The organism is Shewanella sp. NFH-SH190041, from assembly GCF_024363255.1.
Taxonomy (GTDB): Bacteria; Pseudomonadota; Gammaproteobacteria; order Enterobacterales; family Shewanellaceae; genus Shewanella.
Genome location: NZ_AP026070.1, coordinates 743,795 through 764,474 on the forward strand (window position 1 = coordinate 743,795; position 20,680 = coordinate 764,474).

Below are 20,680 nucleotides of genomic sequence, written 5' to 3' on the forward strand. Positions count from 1 at the left end.
GATCATCAAGTAAAACTGTGTATTGTGCTTGGGCTTATCCAATAAGGATCAGTTGCAAGTGCCAGCATTTCGGTATCTTCTGTTGTATCACCGTAGGCATAAATACGCCCGTAGTCAGCAAGATTAAATTGCTCCTGAATACGGCGAGCCTTTTCTGCGTTGCAGCAGTCCGCTCCAAGGTGTTGCCCGGTTAGCCGTTGTTGCTGAATGGCTAATTCGGCGCACAGTAACATGACCCCCATCTGTGCGCACCAAGGGGCAAGATAGGTGTTTAAAGATGCTGAAACGACTACAACTGTATCACCTTGGGCTTGATGCCAACGTAATTGCGTCAGGGTATCGTTCCTGAGTAGTGCAGGAATCACCGTGGTGGCAAAGTGCTGGCCTAGGCGCCAATAATGCTCACTATCCATCCCTTTTAAACCTAAATAGACGGCGTTTGCACGGCCTTGTTTCGGGGTGAGTAATCCCATTTTGTAGCCCAGTTGGCTGCCTAGAAGCGGCAGGGCATATCTGAGTTTCCGTGGCCAAGGAACCGCGTAGTGCATAAAGCGGCTGAAACTGTCTTGGTGAGTCAGGGTTCCGTCAAAGTCGAACAGGGCAAGATTCATCTGCTGGCCGTTGCATCATAGAATATGGTGGCATGTTATCAGTCGGTTAATTCAGCGCAAGAGAAATCAGCCACAGTTATCTGTGGAGGGTAGCTGCAGGGTTATTGCCCGCTTAATAAATTTGGGCGAGTGATTTGCGCCCTGGTCATGCTAAGTAAGGCCGCTCAACAAAGGGTTAAATGTTTTTAGCTGAGCGCTTAGCTGCGTTTGGGGTGTTTTTTACTGCGTTTTCGGCTTATCAGATAGCATAACTACCTATCAAAGCCTCAGCCTTGTATAAAGCTCCTCAAATCGCGGTAAAAACAAACTGAAAGGTTAACAGCCTCCTAATGACTTGAAGCATCGTCAGCAGTGGCGTGGGGTGTCAGTTGCTGGATAAGTGTAACGGTTTTATCTAAGCCCAGTGCGGTATTGTGAAATTCCGGGCTGAGACGGTAGGCCTGTTCGAGTGTGTATGGATGGCTTTTGTCTTTACGGTCTGTGTATTGGTAATGCAGTAAAAATCGGCACTGGCCTGAGAGTTGGCCTTGATGCTGGTATTGGGTAAGGCAGCGGTTGAGATAATGGCTGACCTCAGCCAGTAAGGCTTGTCGATAGTCAGTCACAGTGGCATTTTGTTGCACACTGTTGTCAAACACTTCACAAAATCCTTTATCTTCACCATTACAGCCAAAGCGAGAGATAAAGTCAGTACGCAGGGATTCAAAATAACGGGTGGCTATACGGTGATTGTCTCCGGGGGGGAGCTGCTGGGTCATGCCGTAGCGGTACAGGCCATAGTCAAACAGGCCAACCAGCACTATACCCAGAAGAATCACCCACCCCATTAATGTTCTGCGGGACATAACAGACTCCGGCTGACACAGGATACAGTAAGGGCTCTCCATGGGGAGAGCCCTGCTTTGATACTAGATATTTTTCACAAAAATGGTTTTAGCCATTTTGCGACGCAAGTATGCAATTTGCTCCATATGGGGCAGATCTTTTGGACAGTTGTCCTGACAACCCAGCAAGGTCATACAGCCAAATACACCGTCCTGGTTACCAATGATGTGGTAGTAATCATCGGCGCTGCGGGCATCGCGGCTGTCTTTTTCAAAGCGGGCTATTTTCATCAGGCCCACTGCCCCAACAAAGGTGTCACGCATCTGTTTGGTGGCACAGGAGGAGACGCAGATACCGCATTCTACACAGCGTTCCAATTCATACACTTTAGTGGCTTCTTCCGGTTCCATCGGCGCTTCCAGAGTATGGATATTGTGCTCGGTGGATTTTGGGTGCAGCCAAGTGCCCAGCCGTTCGGCCAGTTCGCGCATAAATTTACCTGTGTTGACTGACAGATCACCAATCAACTCAAACCCTGGCAGTGGCAGCAGTGTAATATTGCCATCGGCAAAGTTAGCGGTCAGGGTCCGGCAAGCTAAGGTTGGCTTACCGTTAATGACCATGGCGCAGCTACCGCAGATACCAGCACGGCATACAAAGTCAAACTGTAGTGATGGGTCTTGCTCTTCCCGCAGGCGGTTCAAGGCGATAAAGACTGTCATCCCGTTAGTTTCATTCAGGGTGAAACTCTGCATCTTAGGTTTGTCGTTAGGAACCTGAGGGTCGAAACGGAAAATATTGAAAGTTAATGTACGACCTTGACTCATTGTGCTTTCTCTTCTGATTGGTTAGCCAGGATGTCAGACAGACGTTGGTTTTTAGGACGCAGATGTTCCGGCAAATCGAATGGCATCAGCGCTTGCTGAATGGCATAGCGATCGGCGTTGTCCCCCAGTTTTGCCATAATTTCAGCAATTTCTGCTTCACGTTTGGCAGTATCCGGGTGGGTGATGGCATTATCGATACCATAGCCGCGATACCCAGGAGGCAGTTCCATTTCCATAATATCCAATGGTTCGTAATCCAAGCTGGGCGCTAGGGCATTTTCATCTGGCCAGCTGCACAGAGTCCGTTTCAGCCAGTCTTTATCGTTACGTTGTGGGAAGTCTTCGCGGGCGTGAGCACCACGGCTTTCTGTCCGGGCTGCCGCACCACAGGCGATGGTTAGCGCAACTTTCAGCATCCGGCGTAAACGCAGGGCCTCAACCAATTCAGGGTTGGCATGGCGTTTTTTGCAGGTTAAAGCAATATTGCGGCTGCGTTTAAGCAGGTCTTTGAGTTCATGCACGGATTTGTCCAATCCGGCCTGATCGCGGAAGATACCGACACCTTCCATCATGGTGCGCTGCATTTTTTTACGCAGTTCAAACACATTTTCGCCTTTGCTATTGGCTAGCAGTTGATCGATTTCATCTTTAACGTGTTTTTGATGCTGTTCGATCAGAGCGGTATCCATGACTAATTCATGGCTTTCACAGTAATCGGCCACATAAGAACCGATAATCATGCCGCCAACCACGGTTTCTGCCAGAGAGTTACCCCCCAAGCGGTTAAATCCGTGCATATCCCAGCAAGCGGCTTCCCCAACACTGAACAGGCCTGACAGTGATGGGCTTTCACCGGTTTCATTAGTGCGGATACCGCCCATAGAGTAGTGCTGAGTTGGGCGGACTGGGATCCACTCTTCAGCAGGGTCAATACCGAGGAAGTATTCACAGATTTCTTTAACTTCCCGCAGGTTAGTTTCGATGTGTTTGCGGCCCAGCAGGGTGATATCTAACCACAGGTGAGGTCCGTAAGGGGAGTCAACCCCTTTGCCTTTACGCATATGTTCTGTCATACGGCGAGATACCACGTCCCGGCTGGCCAGCTCTTTTTTCTCTGGTTCATAGTCGGGCATAAAGCGGTAGCCATCTTTGTCACGCAGCAAACCACCGTCCCCGCGGCAACCTTCTGTGGTCAAAATCCCAACCGGAACAATTGCGGTTGGGTGGAACTGTACCGCTTCCATATTCCCCAGTTTGGCGATCCCAGTTTCCAGTGCCAGCGCTTGGCCAACCCCTTCACAGATCACCGCGTTGGTGGACACTTCATAGATACGACCGTAACCACCGGTCGCAATTGTGGTGGACTTGGCGATATAAGCACGCAGCTCACCTGTGATCAGATCCCGGGCAATCACACCATGGCAGCGTTTGCCATCATGGATAAGGCGCAGGGCTTCAACCCGCTCATGGACTGGGATGCCTAACTCAATGGCTTTGTTGTCCGCTGCATACAATAGAGAGTGACCGGCACCATCTGAGGTGTAACAGGTACGCCATTTTTTAGTACCACCAAAGTCACGGGCGTTAATCAGGCCGTGGGCTTGCTCAGCTTCTTCAATGGTAACTTTTTGCGCATTTACGATAACCTGACGTGGGCCTTTGGTCACCCGGGTCCAAGGTACCCCCCAGTTATTCAGTTCACGCACAGCTTTCGGAGCACAGTGGGCAAACATACGGGCGACTTTTTGATCGCAACCCCAGTCAGAACCTTTTACGGTATCTTGAAAGTGAACATCTTCGTTATCACCCATACCTTTGACGGTATTCCCTAAACTGGCCTGCATACCACCTTGTGCTGCAGCGGAGTGAGAACGTTTTGGTGGAATAAGGGATAAAACCAGGGTATCCAATCCGCGCTGTTTGGATTCAATGGCGACCCTCAGACCAGCAAGGCCTGCGCCGACAACCAGTGAATCGGTATAGAAAATTTTCACACTAACTCCTTAATACCCGATGGTCGGGTACCAAATTTCAATCTTGTGCTTTTATTGATTTTTGTTCTTTATCTGAACTTAATGCGGTACATATGGGGTAACAGGCAGAGTTAATTGCGCACCCAGATGCAGGTAAGTGCACAGGCTGGCCAGTCCCAGTACGAATAGATAAGCAATCAGTACCATGGCGATGCTTCTAACCAGGTTACGGCGTTTGAACAGACCCCATTTCACGCTGACACGGTACAGACCAAATACCCCGTGGATAATCACGATAGGCAGGAAGATGCTGTACAGTACCCACACATTGTCCAGATAAACGCGGGCAGGTGACATATTAGGGCCGATGCTAGGCTCTTGGATCATCTGGAACAGGTGAACAGGCACTAAGAAGAACAGCGCGCAGCCAGTGAGCAGTTGCCAGAACCAGATAGTGGTATCACCGTGTTTTACTGTGCCTTGGAAGTTTCTGAGTGCGCGCCATTGGCCAAGTTGGGCAGGGAAACGGCGCAGTGCAGTCACTGCGTGGATAATAAAGACCACCAACATAAAGACAGAAATTGCCCGGGTGACCCAGTGCCAGCCATAAGGAGTATCGCTGAACATGCTGCCTTCAAGGAACTGCACTGTGTGGAAGAATGCTTCCTTGCCGAGCAGAATACTGGATTCAAAGTGCAAGTGCACAAGCAGGAATAAACCTAAGATAATGCCGGTGGCACTTTGTAACATATCGGCTCTGGCACTGCCTGGAGTCCCCACCACCCTTGGGTTAAATGGATTTGGAATAAAAACTTTCATTGCTGTTTATCCATCTCTGAAAAGACTGTTAATGAAAATGGAACATACGAAGTGTATTTAAAATAACAAGTATCAAATGTATCAGAAGGCTATTAAAAACAATCTGGGATAAACATCACTGGAATTTTGAAGATTTTTAAAGGTCGCTCACAAATTCGTTTAAAAAAATAGTTTTTTTAATCATCAAATTTATTTCTTTTAATTTTTTATATCGCTAAAGTTGAATTATTCGAAAGCCTATATTAGGAATAACGAAAAATGATTTATATATCGCGTCTCAGTGAGTAATTATTAATGAATAAATCTTTATAATAAATTTTACTGATATTTAAAAAGGGAAGGATAAGATTTAATTGAGAATTATTATCAATAATAAATGATTTGTTATGCAGTTAAATGGCGTTTAAATTCAAAAAATTCATTAACTTATTGTGTTTAATGGGTTTTATTTTGTGTCTTGGGATAGCATTTCCACAAATGTATTCACCTGACTGTGATCTTGTTTGCATCGTGAGTTTTAAAAATAAAATCTTGGTGACAGTGGTCACGCCAATATAAAATTTCGCACTATCAAATTAGAAATGAGATATTCACCACAATTATTCTGAACTAACTTGTCCATATTATTTGCAATCAAATGTAACAGGTAATTTGATATTGGTTCAGAGCATCAAAATATATTGCTTTACCTTGTTGGTTATCATTATTTATCAATTTAATATTAATTGATGCAATACATATTGATGGGCTGTATTTTAAACTCCTAATAAAAATAGGATATGGTTATTATGATTACTAATGTAGAAACCCAAACTCAAGTTGGTGTTGAAACTGCTTTACCAACCAGAACTGAAGTTGACTTGTTGGGCGAACGTCAGGTACCTGCTGATGTATATTGGGGTGTACATACCTTAAGAGCAATTGAAAACTTCCAGATTTCAGGTAAAACCATTTCCGATGTACCTAACTTTGTTCGCGGTATGGTATTTACTAAAAAAGCAGCGGCAATGGCTAACAAAGAGCTGCACGTTATCCCTGCAGAAATCGGCCAATACATTATTGATGCCTGTAACCTGGTTCTGGAAACCGGTAAATGTATGGATCAGTTCCCATCTGATGTATTCCAAGGTGGTGCTGGTACTTCCGTAAACATGAATACCAACGAAGTGATTGCTAACGTGGCACTGGAGCTGATGGGCCACGAAAAAGGTGAATATCACATCATTAACCCTAATGACCATGTTAATAAGAGCCAGTCAACCAACTGTGCTTACCCAACTGGTTACCGTATTGCTACTTATAACTGCATCGTTGAGTTGCTGGAAGCCATCAATTATCTGAAAGGGTCTTTTGACGTCTTGGCAGAAAAACATGCTAATGACCTGAAAATGGGCCGTACTCAGTTGCAAGATGCTGTGCCTATGACAGTAGGTCAAGAATTCCACGCTTTTGCCGTTCTGCTGCAAGAAGAAGTGAAAAACCTGCAGTATGCCGCTAACCTGCTGCTGGAAGTGAACCTGGGCGCAACTGCTATCGGTACTAGCCTGAACGCGGTTGAAGGTTTCTCTGAACTGGCTATCAAACACCTGGCAGAATGTACTGGCCTGAACGTGTCTAAAGCAGAAGATTTGATTGAAGCAACTTCTGACTGTGGTGCTTATGTTATGGTACACGGCGCCCTGAAACGTCTGGCGGTTAAACTGTCTAAAGTTTGTAATGATCTGCGTCTGCTGTCCTCAGGTCCCCGTACTGGTTTGAAAGAAATCAACCTGCCAGAACTGCAAGCAGGTTCTTCTATCATGCCAGCAAAAGTTAACCCAGTAATCCCAGAAGTGGTTAACCAAGTATGCTTTAAAGTTATGGGTAACGATATCACTGTGACTATGGCTGCTGAAGCTGGTCAGCTGCAATTGAACGTGATGGAACCTGCTATTGGCCAAGCAATGTTTGAGTCTATCTCTTTGCTGACTAATGCTTGCAGAACTTTGGCTGACAAGTGTGTTAACGGTATTACCGTGAATGCTGAGCGTTGCAAAGATTATGTATTTAACTCTATCGGTATCATCACTTATCTGAACCCATTCATCGGTCACCATGAAGGTGACGTGGTTGGTAAAATCTGTGCTGAAACTGGCCGCAGCGTCCGTGATGTAGTACTGGAACGTGGTCTGCTGACAGAAGCTCAACTGGACGATATCTTCTCTGTTGAGAACCTGATGCACCCACAATATAAAGGTAAACGTTTTAACTAACCGCTACGTTAAATAAGTATGAGTGGAAGGAGTCGTTACTAACGGCTCCTTTAACACTGTTATTTACCGGGGCGAGAGTTAGAGCGGAATTTGATCACGGCTTTCATTCTACGACTTTACTATCGTTCAGCGACCATAAAGTGATACCTATTTCCCTGGCGAATGGCTCGGCGGAATAAGATAGCGATCAAGATTCTAGTGCTTTGCCCTGGTGCTTTATCAGGACGTTTTTCTATGAGCATCGTTGAACTATTTATTGTATTGGCGTTTATCTTTTTAGGCGCCAGAATCGGTGGGATTGGTATCGGTTTGGCCGGTGGTGCCGGTGTTTTGGTCCTTTGCTTTGGTTTAGGATTAGATGCCGGTCATATTCCCGTTGATGTTATTTTGATCATTATGTCTGTGATCACCGCCATTTCTGCTATGCAAGTAGCTGGTGGTATGGACTGGTTGGTGGATGTCGCTGAAAAATTTCTGCGCAAAAACCCGAAACGCATTACGTTTTATGCCCCTATTGTGACCTATTTAATGACCCTGCTTGCCGGGACAGGTCATACCGCATTTTCTACTCTGCCTGTTATTGCTGAAGTGGCCAAAGGCCAGGGCGTTCGTCCGTCCCGTCCTTTGTCTATTGCTGTAGTCGCCTCTCAGGTTGCTATTACCGCCTGTCCAATTTCTGCTGCCGTGGTCTTTTTTGCCGGTGTGCTGGCTCCGGTTGGGGTGGGTTATATCGAGCTGCTGCTGATTTGTATTCCAACCACATTTGTTGCCTGTATGATCGGTGCCTTTGTGGCGAACTTTATGGGCTGCGAACTGAAAGATGACCCTGTTTATCTTGAGCGTTTGGAAAGCGGTTTAATCAAGCAACGTACCACTACTGAACGTCGTCAAATTAGCAAACATGCAAAATTGTCTGTTGGTATCTTCTTTATTGCCATTATTGCTGTGGTAGCTTATGCCACTGTGATCAGTCCAACTGTTGGTCTGATTCACCATGCGCCTATTCCACGTAACGAAGCCATCATGTCTATGATGCTGGGCGCGGCGATGCTGATTGTGCTGCTATGTAAGGCTGATGCCAGCAAAATCTCCAGTGCCGGTACTTTTAAATCTGGTATGAGTGCTTGCGTGTGTGTACTGGGGGTTGCTTGGTTAGGTGATACTTTTGTGGCAGCCCATATTGGTGAGATTAAAGAATTTGCCGGTGGCCTGTTGGCCCAATATCCTTGGATGTTAGCGGTAACCTTATTCTTTGCCTCTATGCTGCTGTATTCTCAAGGTGCAACTACTGCTGCTCTGATGCCTGCGGCAGTGGCAATTCATGTTGCGCCTCTGACGCTGGTTGCTTCATTTGCTGCGGTCTCTGCACTGTTCGTGTTGCCTACCTATCCAACACTGCTGGCGGCAGTGGAAATGGATGACACTGGTTCAACCCGAATTGGTAAGTATGTTTTCAACCATCCTTTCTTTATTCCTGGGGTGGTCAGTATTGTGGCTGCAGTAGCACTGGGCTTTGCTTTTGGTAGCCTGATTATTTAATTTGCACTGCAGCATTTGCTGATTATCGATTGGTTGATGATTGAGCCAATGCTAAGCATATTAAAAGGGCGCTTATTACTTTATTTAGCAATAAGCGCCCTTGTTTTATCTATGAAATTTATCAGAAGCGGTAGCTTAACTGGACACCCATCAGCCAGACATCCCCTTGGGTGGTGCCGCTGAACTCTCCGCCAAACATGGCGGCAACTTTATCTGAACGGGCACCTTGGCGTGGCTCTGATACCCGGGATTGCTGTGCCAGCAAATAAGCCATACTGATATCAACAGTCATATGTTTTGATACCTGATAACCATATCCCAGTGAAGCCCAATAACGGTTCATTTCCGGAATGGTCAGGGTACGGGTTGCATCATCCACAGATGATTTATCAAATGCGATACCACCCCGGATGACGCTGCGGTCAGAGACTTGGTATGTGCTCCCCACTGCGGCCCGGTAACTGTCATGCCAGTTTTCTTCTTTTACCAGCCAAGCGTTTTCTGGTACGCCCGGAATTTCCGCCCGCAGTTGGGTAAATTTACTCCAGTCTGTCCAGTTAACGCTGGCATGTAGCGCCAGGCGTTCAGTCAGTTGGTGTTTCGCGGCCAATTCTGCGGTAGCGGGTAGCGTCAGCGCCATGGTACCCGGATAATGCTGCTCTGGTTTGAGAGGATTAAAGCCTAAGCCATAGGCATGTCCTTGCAGCTTTAAGTCCACCTCTGAGCGGTAGCTCAGACCAATGGTGGTTGCCTGGCTGGCATGCCACAGAGCCCCTGCTTGCCATGCCCATGCGGTATCGTCACCGGCCATATATTTCAGCACTGTGCCTTTGGGGACAGATTGCGGAAATAACTGCAGTGGCGCTGAGCTGGTCGCACTGATATCCGCATCGGCCATCACATAACGCAGACCAAACCCCACGCTGATGCTGTCATTGAAGCGATAGGCAATATTGGGGTTTATTTCAATGGCTTTAATAGAAGCCTCATTGCCGAATTGGGTGCCACGGAAGCTGTCTTCCAGTTTGGATGACATGCCATACCCGGCACTCATTGCCAGACCTGCGCTCCAATGCGGGTTTATTTGATAGCTGAGATAGGCATTGGGGATCAGCGCGCTTTTGGCGATATCTGTGGCCTTGGTGTCATAGGTTGTCACCTGATGCGTTAAGCCATACATATGTTGGATACGGGTCTGGCCAGTGATATCAATATGCGGCATGACCTTGATGGCGCCAGCAGATATCTGTAGACCGGGTAAATCTGATAACAGTGCTGGGTTTCTGAATTGTGCGGAGGCGTTATCAGCTATCGCCGCTTCCCCGGCAAATGCCCGGCCTAAACCGGTAGCAGATGTTTCCGCCAATTGGAATCCGGCGGCATAAACCTGTGCAGATCCTGCTGTTAATGCTGCCGCAGCGGCGCAAATTAATGTGTGTTTTTTCATCTGTGTCTACCGGGGTATATGGCTGTGTTGATGAGCTTATGTGAGTAACCACCAACGCTGGAAAAGTGGCGCAGTTTAGAGATGTGACAGCACAATGCAAGTGCCCGCCGACAAGGCTTTGTGCGTTTTTGACGAAAAAAATAATGAAATCATATTGATGTTAAGTGGTCTTACTTCTGTAGTCCTTTGGTTTGATAAAGGTACTGACTAGGGTCTGTTGACCTTTCAAGTTTGTTTTTGCAGCGATTTGAGGATGCTTTATACAAGGCAGAGGCTTTGATAGGTAGTTGTGCTACCTGATAAGCCGATAACGCAGTAGAAAGGCGCCTCAAACGCTGCCCGCAGGGTTCGGCTAAAAGCGTTTTACTCTTTGTTGAGCGGTTCTTGCTTAGAATAACTAGGCGACAAACCACTCGCCGCGATTAAAACGCTTTTATCTCGAACAAAATTTAATCACGAAACGTCAACAGACCCTAGGATATTGAGCGTTCGCTTTAGGGCAAGCGATGTTGAGATGACGCTGCTAATATCAACCTTGATTTCGTTAAGGGCTGAACAGAGAAGTGAGTTGCTTGCATGGCGCGTAACATTGTTATTGGATGTAAGCACGCACCAGAATGTTATTGCTAGCGTCTTATCAAACGCCATATCAAGCGCTATCTCAAAAGCCACAGTAATCCAAAGTGTAGATTTGCCTGTTTGGCTTTAATCTTGTTTTTCTATTTATTTCCCTATTTATTTCACTATACCTGTGTGTTTTAGTCGGGTTTTCAACTTGTATCACCGTGGTACAGCTTGGCTACATCAATTAACAAATGCACGGAAAAATGGGAACGTACCCTTTATGTGATATGGGTCATTTTGTCTATAAAACATTATTCTGGCGTTGATATGCTGTGTAGATCACATAGATGCGCTGAAATTTGAGCTTGAGCACGGAGTTTGGTTGCCATGACTGCAGCTATGGAATAACCCGCGTCAGCAAAGGATATCGGCGATATATCGATATGTCACAGCGCATTATTTTAGCAAACTTATGCTTTTGCAGTGACTGATTTTGCTGTGTGTCATAATGTATCAGTCGTCCATGTCAATCTGTCCATATCGTCTGACTACTGTTTTAACAGTGTTTATATCTATTATTCTGATTATTATTGGTATTATATATTGCAATATAACTATTTAATGGTTGTTTTGTGCGATATCGAATTTTAAGTGATCTGGATCAAGTGTCGTAAATTGTCATTATTAGTCATTTCTCAGATACTCGCTGCCGCCGCAGAACATGCTGCGGTACAACGGTTCCCTGTTGTTGGTGGCGGCCAATGCTGCACCAGCCCCGATCTATGTCGTGTGATCGGGTATGGGTATCGGACACGGTGTTTGTGATCTGCAGCGCTTTAGGCGATTGCATATCAGAAACCTTTGTCCTTGGAGACTATTGATTGGCACTGCATGTGTATTGCCATTGATAAGGGTGATGAGTAATGAACAGACGACAGTTTTTTAAACTGTGCGCAGGCGGGGCAGCAACCTCGGCTATGGCTGCGCTGGGTATGATGCCCGGCATAGCCTTTGCCGCGCCTCGCGAATTTAAATTGATACGGGCCAAAGAAACCCGTAACAACTGCTGCTACTGCTCCGTAGGCTGTGGCCTGCTGATGTATAGCCGTGGCGACATGAGCAAAAACGTGGAACATGCACTGTTCCATATCGAAGGTGATGCTGATCATCCAGTAAGCCGTGGTGCCCTGTGTCCAAAAGGTGCCGGTCTGTTGGATTTTGTTAACAGCCCAGACCGTCTGAAGTACCCAGAGTGTCGTGCTCCTGGTGCTACTGAGTGGACTCGCATCAGCTGGCAGGACGCATTCAAGCGTATCGCCCGTTTGATGAAAGATGACCGTGATCAAAACATGATCACCGTTAATGAAGATGGCACTACAGTAAACCGCTGGATGACCACAGGTTTGCTGGCTGCATCTGCCCAGAGTAACGAAAACGGATTCCTGACCCAGAAGTTCTCCCGTGGTCTAGGAATGGTAGCCGTCGATACCCAGGCCCGCATCTGACACGCACCAACGGTAGCAAGTCTTGCTCCATCATTTGGTCGCGGCGCGATGACAAACCACTGGATCGACATTAAGAACGCTGATGTGATTGTGGTTATGGGCGGTAATGCCGCTGAAAACCACCCAGTAGGTTTCGGTTGGGTTACTGAAGCAAAACAGCATAACAACGCCAAACTGGTTGTGGTTGATCCACGTTTCAACCGTAGTGCTGCTGTGGCTGATTACTATGCCCGTTTACGTTCCGGCTCTGATATTGCCTTTTTCCTGGGATTGATCCGTTATCTGATCGATACCAAGCAGGTGAACTATGAGTATGTGAAGACCTTTACCAATGCTAGCTTTATCGTTCGCGAAGGCTTTGGTTATAAAGATGGTCTGTTCACCGGCTATGATCCTGAAACTAAGAGCTATGACACTGAGTCTTGGTTCTATGAGCTGGATGCAAACGGTTATGCCAAGGTTGATGAAACCTTAAGCCACCCACGTTGTGTATGGAACTTGCTGAAACAGCACGTTGACCGTTACACCATTGATGAAGTGGTTAACATTACCGGTACGCCGAAAGCCCAGTACGAAAAAGTCTGTGGCATCATCGGTGAAACCCATGCCAACAACAAGGTTGCAACCTTCCTGTACGCTCTGGGTTGGACTCAGCACTCTAAAGGTGCTCAGAACATCCGCTCTATGGCAATGGTACAGTTGCTGCTGGGTAACATTGGTGTGTTGGGTGGCGGTGTTAACGCTCTGCGTGGTCACTCTAACATTCAGGGTATTACCGATATGGGTCTGTTGGCGCAGAACCTGCCAGGTTACCTGAAGCTGCCAAATGATAAAGACGTTGATCTGCGTGCTCACTTGAAGCACAACACCCCAGCTGCACTGCGTCCGGGACAGACCAATTACTGGAGTAACTATCCTAAGTTCTTCGTGTCTTTGATGAAATCATTCTGGGGTGCAAACGCTACCGCAGCCAATGACTTCGGCTATAACTGGATGCCTAAATGGGATGAGCAGTATGACATACTGCGTTATTTCCAGATGATGAAAGACGGCAAGGTTAATGGCTATTTTATTCAGGGCTTTAACGTTTTGGCTTCACTGCCAAACAAAGCCAAGACTCTGGATGCACTGTCTAAGCTGAAATTCATGGTCGTGCTGGATCCGCTGGCTGTAGAAACTGCAACTTTCTGGCGCAATAAGAAGCTGTTCAACGAAGTTGATTCTGCCAATATCAAGACCGAAGTGTTCCGTCTGCCTACTGGCTGTTTTGCCGAAGAAGAAGGCACTATCGTGAACTCTGGCCGTTGGATGCAGTGGCACTATAAGGGTGCTGCAGCGCCTGAGGAAGCCATGAGTGATGGTGAAATCTGGTCCGGTATTCTGCATGAGCTTAAAGCCCTGTATGCCAAAGAAGGTGGTGTACTGCCAGAAGCGGTTGAAGCAATTGACTGGAACTATGTTGATCCGCACAACCCACGTGCTGATGAACTGGCTAAAGAACTGAACGGTAAAGATCTGATCACTGGTAAGCAGCTGTCCAGTTTTGCCCAGCTGAAAGCTGACGGTACTACATCAAGTGGTTGCTGGATCTACACAGGCTCTTGGACTGAAGCCGGTAACATGATGGCTCGCCGTGATAACTCAGATCCATCTGGTAAGGGTATTACCCCTAACTGGTCATTTGCATGGCCGCTGAACCGCCGGATTCTGTATAACCGTGCTTCTGCCGATATCAATGGTCAGCCATGGGATAAAGACCGCACCCTGATGCAGTGGAAACACGGCAAGTGGACCGGTATCGACGTGCCTGACTTCAATGCCAAGTTGGATCCGGTTGCCAGTGCTAAGACAGGTTTCCTGATGAACCCTGAAGGTACCGGTCGCCTGTTCTGTACCCGTCTGATGAAAGATGGTCCATTCCCAGAGCATTATGAACCGTTTGAAACGCCAATCGGTACTAACCCAATGCACCCGGAAGTGGTACAGAACCCAGCAGCCCGTATTTTTGCTGATGACGCTGCCCAGATCGGTGATTTTAAAGAATTCCCATATGTGGGAACCACTTATCACCTGACTGAGCACTTCAACAACTGGACTACCCATGCGCGTCTGAACGCCATTGCTCAGCCTCAGCACTTCATCGAAATGGATGAACAGCTGGCTGCTGAAAAAGGCATTAAGAACGGTGACTGGGTCAAGGTAAGCTCAAAACGTAGCTATATCGTGACCAAAGCCATGGTAACCAAGCGGATGCAGCCTGTCATGGTGAATGGCAAGCAGGTACATACCATTGGTATTCCACTGCACGCCAACTATGAAGGTCTGACCCGGGAAGCGTATGAGATTAATGCTCTGACGCCAGTTGTGGGCGATGCCAACAGCCAGACTCCTGAGTACAAGGCATTTTTGGTTAACATTGAAAAAGCAGAGGGGCTGTAATCCATGTCAGCAAGAGACATTATCATGCGCTCAGGCACCTCTGAGCTGACCCCAGCCGCCCAGGCTCGCCACGCAGTGGCACCTGTGGCCAAGCTGTTTGACGCTACCAAATGTACCGGCTGTAAAGGCTGTCAGGTAGCCTGCAGTGAGTGGAACGACCTGCGTGCCCCTGTGGGCACCTTCCAGGGCAGTTACCAAAACCCAATGGAGCTGTCATCTGAGTGTTGGACTCTGATGCAGTTCCATGAAGTGATGGATGACGACAAGTTCAGCTGGAACTTCACCCACACAGCTTGTATGCACTGTGGTGACCCATCTTGTCTGAAGGCTTGTTCTACTGCCGGCGCCATTATCAAGCGTGCTGACGGTACCGTGGACTTTGATGCCGACAAGTGTATTGGCTGTGGTTACTGTGTCACTGCTTGTCCATTTGACGTACCAAAACTGTCCCCTGTAGACCACAAGGCGTATAAGTGCACCATGTGTGCCGACCGTCTGGCTGCGGGCATGGAGCCTTCCTGCGTGAAGACTTGTGTGACTGGTGCACTGAAGTTCGGTACCAAGGAAGACATGCTGTTTACTGCGCAGCAGCGGATTAAACAGCTGCATGCTGAAGGCCATACCAAAGCAGGTATCTATGATCCTGCAGGTGTAAACGGTACTGGCATGATCATGATTCTGAAGGATATCACTAAGCCTGAAGAATACGGTCTGCCAAAAGACCCACAGGTCAGCACACCTAATACCCTGAAACAGGACTGGATTAAGCCTCTGGGCGCCGCCGGTATTCTGGGTCTGGCTGCTGTTGCTGTGATCCACCGCATTGCTGTGGGCCGCAACGTTGTGGAAGAGGAAGAGTCCTCTTCTGACAAAGCAGATAAGGAGTAAGTCATGGAAAAACAGCAAATGATTACCCGTCACAAGTTGGCCGGTCGTCTGTGTCACTGGTTTATTGTGGCTACCGGCCTGTTCACTTTCTTGACCGGTTTCTCCTTCCTGTATCAGTCATTCCAGTGGCTGGGGTTCATTTCCGGTACCCCACAACTGGCCCGTGTGCTGCACCCATTTGTGGGTCTGGCCATGTGTGTTGCGCTGATGCTGATGCTGTCCCGTTACTATGGCCACAATAAGTGGATCAAAGGTGACTTTAAGTGGCTGCTGAGCGTGAAGGAAGTATTGCTGCAAAATGAGGACAAAATTCCTCCTGCCGGTCATTACAATGCCGGTCAGAAGATGTTGTTCCGTATGTTTGTGGTATGTGGTCTGGGCTTGATCATCTCTGGCTTTATCATGTGGCAGCCTTACTTTGCGCCTCACTTTAGCGCGGCGACCGTGCAGTGGGCCGTAATGTGTCACGCAGTATTTGCCCTGATTATGGCCTTAGGTCTGATCGTGCATGTTTGGATGGCAGCTTGGATTGAAGGCTCTATCACCGGCATGCTCTATGGCAAAGTTAGCCGTGCATGGTTGCATAAGCACCATCCACTGGCGTTGAAAGAAATCGACGAAAACTCTCAGGAAACTCATTGATATGACTGAAGCAAGCTCCCAAGCTGGGCAACTGAATCCGCCTAGCCTGGCTATCGTGTCGGTAATCGCAGCCGATCCGGCTAAACTGTACCGCCGCCGCGCACAGCGTATTGCTGCGGTGAAGCAGGACAGTCAGATCGCTGACTACCTGCTGATGCTGGAGCAATTGGTACTGACCCAAGCAGATATCGCTGCCAACGGGGAGTTCGGCCCTGTGCCTGAATATACCCCAGGTGAAGAAATGCCTTTCTCACTGGCGCACTTTGGGGAAGACAGATGCTGGCAGGGAGTCTTGCTTGAGTTGATCGCAGGTCTTCAGCCTCGGGTGTCTACCGAGGTCGCCGATGTGCTGAGCCGCCTTGGCCGTGAAGATGGCGCCCAGCTGCAACAGTGGGCCGCTGCGCTGCGCAATGGGAAGTTCTCTGCCGTACCTGGCGAATACAGCCTGTTTATTTGGGCTGCACTGTCGCTGTACTGGTCCCATTGGGCACCTATGGTGATCCCTTCTTTGAAGGTAGAGCTGATGGCCCATAAGGAACTCTGCCCAGTTTGTGGCAGTCACCCTGTGGCCAGTGTGGTGGTGGATAAGCCGCGTAAAGGTCTGCGTTATCTGCATTGCAGCATGTGTGAGAGTCAGTGGCATTTAGTCCGGGCTAATTGCACTCGCTGCCATGAAGACGATGGGATTTACCTCTGGGCTGAGCAGGAGAAAGATGCTGCAGTGCGTATCGAAAGCTGCGATCACTGTAAAGGCTATACCAAGATGATGTTTACTGATCTGCACCCGGATCTGGACGCGCCAGTGGATGATTTACTGACACTGCATTACGACCAGTATCTGGCGGAGCAGGGCTTTAAACCCACTACGGTTAACCCTTTCCTGCTGGTACATGAGGATGCTGAGTAAGCACGATTGAACCAATGGCGGACAGCAGTTTGCTGTCCGCTTTTTTTCGTTTTTCCGCTGGAAACTGAGTAAGTAAAGACCCATGACTCAAGCTATCAATACCCAACAGGCGCTGTACCGTGCCCTACCGGCTATGGACACGCTGTTGCTGATACCTCAAGTGATTGGCCTTAGCCGTCAATATGGCGCGGCATTTGTGAAGAACACACTGACCGGGCTACTAAATCAAGCCCGGCAGCAGATTGCCAAGCAGCATTCATTACCACACTGGTGCCTTGACCAAACCGCGTTGGTTGACTGGTTAACGCAGCAACTCCAGCTGCAAAGCCGTCACAGTATGACGCCAGTGATGAACCTATCCGGCACTGTGTTGCACACTAACTTAGGCCGCAGTCAGCTCAGTGAAGCGGCGATTACGGCAGTAACCGATGTGATGCGTTATCCGGTGCCGCTGGAATTTGATATGGGCGCCGGTAAACGGGGCCACAGAGACAGTCGCATCAGTGAGCTGGTGCATGAGCTCACTGGTGCGCAGGCTTGCTGTGTGGTGAATAACAATGCTGCCGCGGTACTGTTAATGCTGGCGGCTGTGGCACCGGGCAAAGAGGTGATTGTCTCCCGGGGGGAGCTGGTGGAAATTGGCGGCGCTTTTCGTATTCCGGACATTATGGCGCAGGCCGGTTGCAAGCTGGTTGAAGTGGGCTGCACCAATCGCACTCACCTTAAGGACTATGCTGCCGCCATTACCGACAATACCGCCGCGATTATGAAGGTGCACACCAGTAACTACCATATCAGTGGCTTTACCGCTGCGGTCAGTGAGGCTGAGCTGGCGGGGTTATGCCAAGCGCGGGGGGTGGCACTGATATCGGATTTAGGCAGTGGCGCATTAACGGATTTAGCCCGCTTTGGGCTGGACAGTGAACCGATGCCGCAACAGATGCTCAACGGCGGGGTGGATTTGGTCAGTTTTTCAGGGGATAAGCTGCTGGGCGGGCCACAAGCTGGTTTAGTGGTTGGGCAACAAGCGCTAATCGACAAGCTGCAATCCCATCCGCTTAAGCGGGCGCTGCGCTGTGACAAGATGACCCTGGCGGCACTGGAAGCCACTTTACTGGCTTACCGTAACCCAGAAACATTAGACAATGAACTGCCGATGCTGCGCAAATTAGCGCGGCCAGTGCCGGAGCTTAATGCCGTAGGCGAGTGGTTATTGGCGCAATGTCGCGCGCTACATCAGTACTTTTCTATCACGCTAACCCCGTGTGAGACTCAGGTGGGCAGCGGCTCACAACCCCATGTGCTGTTACCGTCAGTGGCGCTGTGTTTCAGCCCTAAAGAGGATAATAGCGGCCCGGGTGTGAGAGCTCTGGAGCAATGTTTTAAAGCGGCAACAGTATCTGTGATCGGCCGGATATCGGCCAACCGTTTGTGGTTGGATTTGCGCGGCTGTGATGATGATGCTGCGCTGGGACGAGTTATCGCCACACTGGATGCGGCCCTGAGCCGGGGAGAGATTAGCCTGTGATTATTGTGACTGCCGGTCATGTTGACCATGGTAAAACCAGCCTGTTGCAGGCGCTGACCGGAACAGACGCAGACCGTCTGCCAGAGGAAAAGCGCCGGGGGATGACGATCGATCTGGGTTATGCCTTTATGGACATTAACCGGGATCAACGGCTGGCTTTTATCGATGTGCCGGGCCATGAAAAATTTATCAACAATATGCTCTGTGGTATCAGCCATGCCCGCCATGCCATGCTGGTGGTGGCCTGTGATGATGGGGTGATGCCCCAAACCCAGGAGCATTTGCAGATCCTCTCATTGCTGGAGCTGGAAACGCTAACACTGGTATTGACTAAATGTGATCGGGTAGAGCCTGCGCGCATTGCCGCAGTGGATGCCCAGTTGGATCACTTGTTAGCCGGTTTTCCGGCGCTGTCAGGTGCAGTAACAGAGCGATTTGCCGTGTCATCCCTCTCTGGGGTGGGCATTGAGGATTTAAAACACTATTTATGTGGGCTTGCGCGGCAGGAGCTGGCGCATCAAGGCGGTGACTGCCGCAGTTTTCGGATGAACATCGACCGAGCATTTACCGTAAAAGGGGCAGGCTTGGTGGTGACCGGAACGGTGATCAGCGGTGAAGTGGGGTTGGGGAACACGCTTTATTGTAGTGGACAGAAACAGCCTTTGAGAGTACGGGGGGTACATGCTCAGGGGCAGCTGAGGGAGCAGGGCCGCGCAGGGGAGCGTGTGGCACTGAATCTTACCGGCGGCAGTCACCACCATACCCCACAGCGGGGCGACTGGCTTAGCGCATTAGCACAGCCCGAGCCTTGTGAACGCGTTACTGTTGTGTATCAGGGGGAGTATCCGCCTAAGCATTGGCAAAGCGCGCATTTTCATCATGGTGCGAATCACACCACAGGCCATATTGGTTATTTGAGTGCCCTAGATAACGGGGCTCATTTGCTGGAATTAGTGCTGGATAAGCCTTGGTTACTGGCTTGTCGAGATTTGATTGTTATCCGTGATGCCGGTGGTAAGCAGACATTGGGCGGCGCGCGGGTTATCGAGCTTAATCCGCCAGCCCGTGGCAAGCGTAAACCGGAACGTTTGACGCAGCTGAGTGCTTTGGCTGAGTGCAGCACAGCGTCGGCGGCCTTGGCACAGCGACTGATGGATAATGTGGTCAGTGAGCCAGATTTCTGTTGGGACTGGCAACTGTCGCCACAAGCTGCTGAGGCGCTGGTATATGGGCTGCAGGAAAGCGGTATTGTGCTGAACCGGGTAGCAGACTATTTGGTCGGCGATAAGCCAGTCGCTGCGCTGACAGCGCGCTTATTAGGGCTATTAAATCAATACCATGATGCTCATCCTGATGAGTTAGGTTTGGCACGGCCGCGATTAGGGCGGATGCTGCAGGCAAAAATGCCACAGGAAGTGCTGGATTTTGCTCTGAATAGCTTGCTTGAGCAGGGTGAGCTACAGCAACAGCGTGGGCTGCTACACCTGCCCAGACACCAAATTAGCCTGACTGCCGCAGAGACCGCATTGTGGCAACGGATGCAGACACAGATGCAAGCTGATCCTCAGCCCTTATGGGTGACGGATTTTGCCACTGAGCTGGGTGAGGATGCCGCGGTGATCCGACCGCTGTGTTACAAGCTGGTGCAGCTAGGTTATCTCACCGCCGTGGTGCGGGATAGATACTTGGCCACTGAGCAGGTATATGGTTATGCCGCGCTGATCCGTCACTATTTGGCGAGCCATGATGCGCTGGAAACCGCTGCATTTCGTCAGCTGATTAATCTGGGCCGTAAAGTCAGTATTCAAGTGTTAGAAATGTTTGATAAGAGTGGATTTACCCGCCGTAAATTTCAGTCTAATGCCAGAACATTGCGGGATGAGAATCTGTTTATCAGCGAAGAGTAGTCATGTG

The 20,680-nt window shown here is 49.0% G+C and carries 15 protein-coding genes; 8 read left to right on the top strand and 7 right to left on the bottom strand.

Translation table 11 applies throughout. The annotated features are described in order from the left end of the window. Positions 1-5: 5 nt before the first annotated feature. The 5 genes from NFHSH190041_RS03355 to NFHSH190041_RS03375 form a co-directional block, all read right to left on the bottom strand. Positions 6-611 (bottom strand): HAD family hydrolase, encoded by a 606-nt coding sequence (locus NFHSH190041_RS03355; RefSeq protein WP_261923901.1) that lies wholly within the window; start codon positions 609-611, stop codon positions 6-8. Between the two features lie 326 nt (positions 612-937). Continuing rightward, positions 938-1,456 carry a hypothetical protein gene (locus NFHSH190041_RS03360; protein WP_261923902.1) on the bottom strand — a complete coding sequence of 173 codons (519 nt, stop codon included), beginning with the start codon at positions 1,454-1,456 and terminating at the stop codon, positions 938-940. Between the two features lie 63 nt (positions 1,457-1,519). Continuing rightward, positions 1,520-2,263: a fumarate reductase iron-sulfur subunit gene (locus NFHSH190041_RS03365; protein ID WP_261923903.1), complete on the bottom strand. Its 744-nt coding sequence runs from the start codon at positions 2,261-2,263 to the stop codon at positions 1,520-1,522. Continuing rightward, complete coding sequence (locus NFHSH190041_RS03370; RefSeq protein WP_261923904.1) at positions 2,260-4,257, bottom strand: fumarate reductase flavoprotein subunit; 1,998 nt, start codon at positions 4,255-4,257, stop codon at positions 2,260-2,262. Before NFHSH190041_RS03370 ends, NFHSH190041_RS03365 begins: the two co-directional genes overlap by 4 nt. Positions 4,258-4,335: 78 nt before the next feature. Further along, positions 4,336-5,055 carry a fumarate reductase cytochrome b subunit gene (locus NFHSH190041_RS03375; protein ID WP_261923905.1) on the bottom strand — a complete coding sequence of 240 codons (720 nt, stop codon included), beginning with the start codon at positions 5,053-5,055 and terminating at the stop codon, positions 4,336-4,338. Between the two features lie 788 nt (positions 5,056-5,843). Between NFHSH190041_RS03375 and aspA the strand changes: the two genes are divergently transcribed. After that, positions 5,844-7,307, top strand: a complete 1,464-nt coding sequence (aspA, locus tag NFHSH190041_RS03380; protein ID WP_261923906.1) for an aspartate ammonia-lyase — start codon at positions 5,844-5,846, stop codon at positions 7,305-7,307. 234 nt (positions 7,308-7,541) lie between these two features. Then, complete coding sequence (locus NFHSH190041_RS03385) at positions 7,542-8,846, top strand: anaerobic C4-dicarboxylate transporter (RefSeq protein ID WP_261923907.1); 1,305 nt, start codon at positions 7,542-7,544, stop codon at positions 8,844-8,846. Between the two features lie 121 nt (positions 8,847-8,967). Here the strand turns inward: NFHSH190041_RS03385 and NFHSH190041_RS03390 are convergent, their stop codons facing one another. Together NFHSH190041_RS03390 and NFHSH190041_RS03400 are read right to left on the bottom strand one after the other, a co-directional pair. Further along, a complete protein-coding gene (locus tag NFHSH190041_RS03390) occupies positions 8,968-10,293 on the bottom strand; it encodes an outer membrane protein transport protein (protein WP_261923908.1) in 1,326 nt (441 codons plus the stop codon). Positions 10,294-11,545: 1,252 nt separating this feature from the next. Next, complete coding sequence (locus tag NFHSH190041_RS03400) at positions 11,546-11,707, bottom strand: hypothetical protein (RefSeq protein ID WP_261923910.1); 162 nt, start codon at positions 11,705-11,707, stop codon at positions 11,546-11,548. A gap of 73 nt (positions 11,708-11,780) precedes the next feature. Between NFHSH190041_RS03400 and fdnG the strand changes: the two genes are divergently transcribed. The 6 genes from fdnG (at position 11,781) to selB (ending at position 20,673) form a co-directional block, all read left to right on the top strand. Then, complete coding sequence (gene fdnG / locus NFHSH190041_RS03405; protein ID WP_261923911.1) at positions 11,781-14,801, top strand: formate dehydrogenase-N subunit alpha; 3,021 nt, start codon at positions 11,781-11,783, stop codon at positions 14,799-14,801. A 3-nt stretch (positions 14,802-14,804) separates the two neighbouring features. After that, positions 14,805-15,689 (top strand): formate dehydrogenase subunit beta, encoded by an 885-nt coding sequence (gene fdxH, locus NFHSH190041_RS03410; protein ID WP_261923912.1) that lies wholly within the window; start codon positions 14,805-14,807, stop codon positions 15,687-15,689. Positions 15,690-15,692: 3 nt separating this feature from the next. Further along, complete coding sequence (locus NFHSH190041_RS03415; protein ID WP_261923913.1) at positions 15,693-16,331, top strand: formate dehydrogenase subunit gamma; 639 nt, start codon at positions 15,693-15,695, stop codon at positions 16,329-16,331. A 1-nt stretch (position 16,332) separates the two neighbouring features. Then, complete coding sequence (gene fdhE, locus NFHSH190041_RS03420; protein WP_261923914.1) at positions 16,333-17,238, top strand: formate dehydrogenase accessory protein FdhE; 906 nt, start codon at positions 16,333-16,335, stop codon at positions 17,236-17,238. Positions 17,239-17,320: 82 nt separating this feature from the next. Beyond that, positions 17,321-18,766: an L-seryl-tRNA(Sec) selenium transferase gene (gene selA / locus NFHSH190041_RS03425; RefSeq protein WP_261923915.1), complete on the top strand. Its 1,446-nt coding sequence runs from the start codon at positions 17,321-17,323 to the stop codon at positions 18,764-18,766. Then, positions 18,763-20,673 (top strand): selenocysteine-specific translation elongation factor, encoded by a 1,911-nt coding sequence (gene selB / locus NFHSH190041_RS03430; RefSeq protein ID WP_261923916.1) that lies wholly within the window; start codon positions 18,763-18,765, stop codon positions 20,671-20,673. Before selA ends, selB begins: the two co-directional genes overlap by 4 nt. Positions 20,674-20,680: the final 7 nt, after the last annotated feature.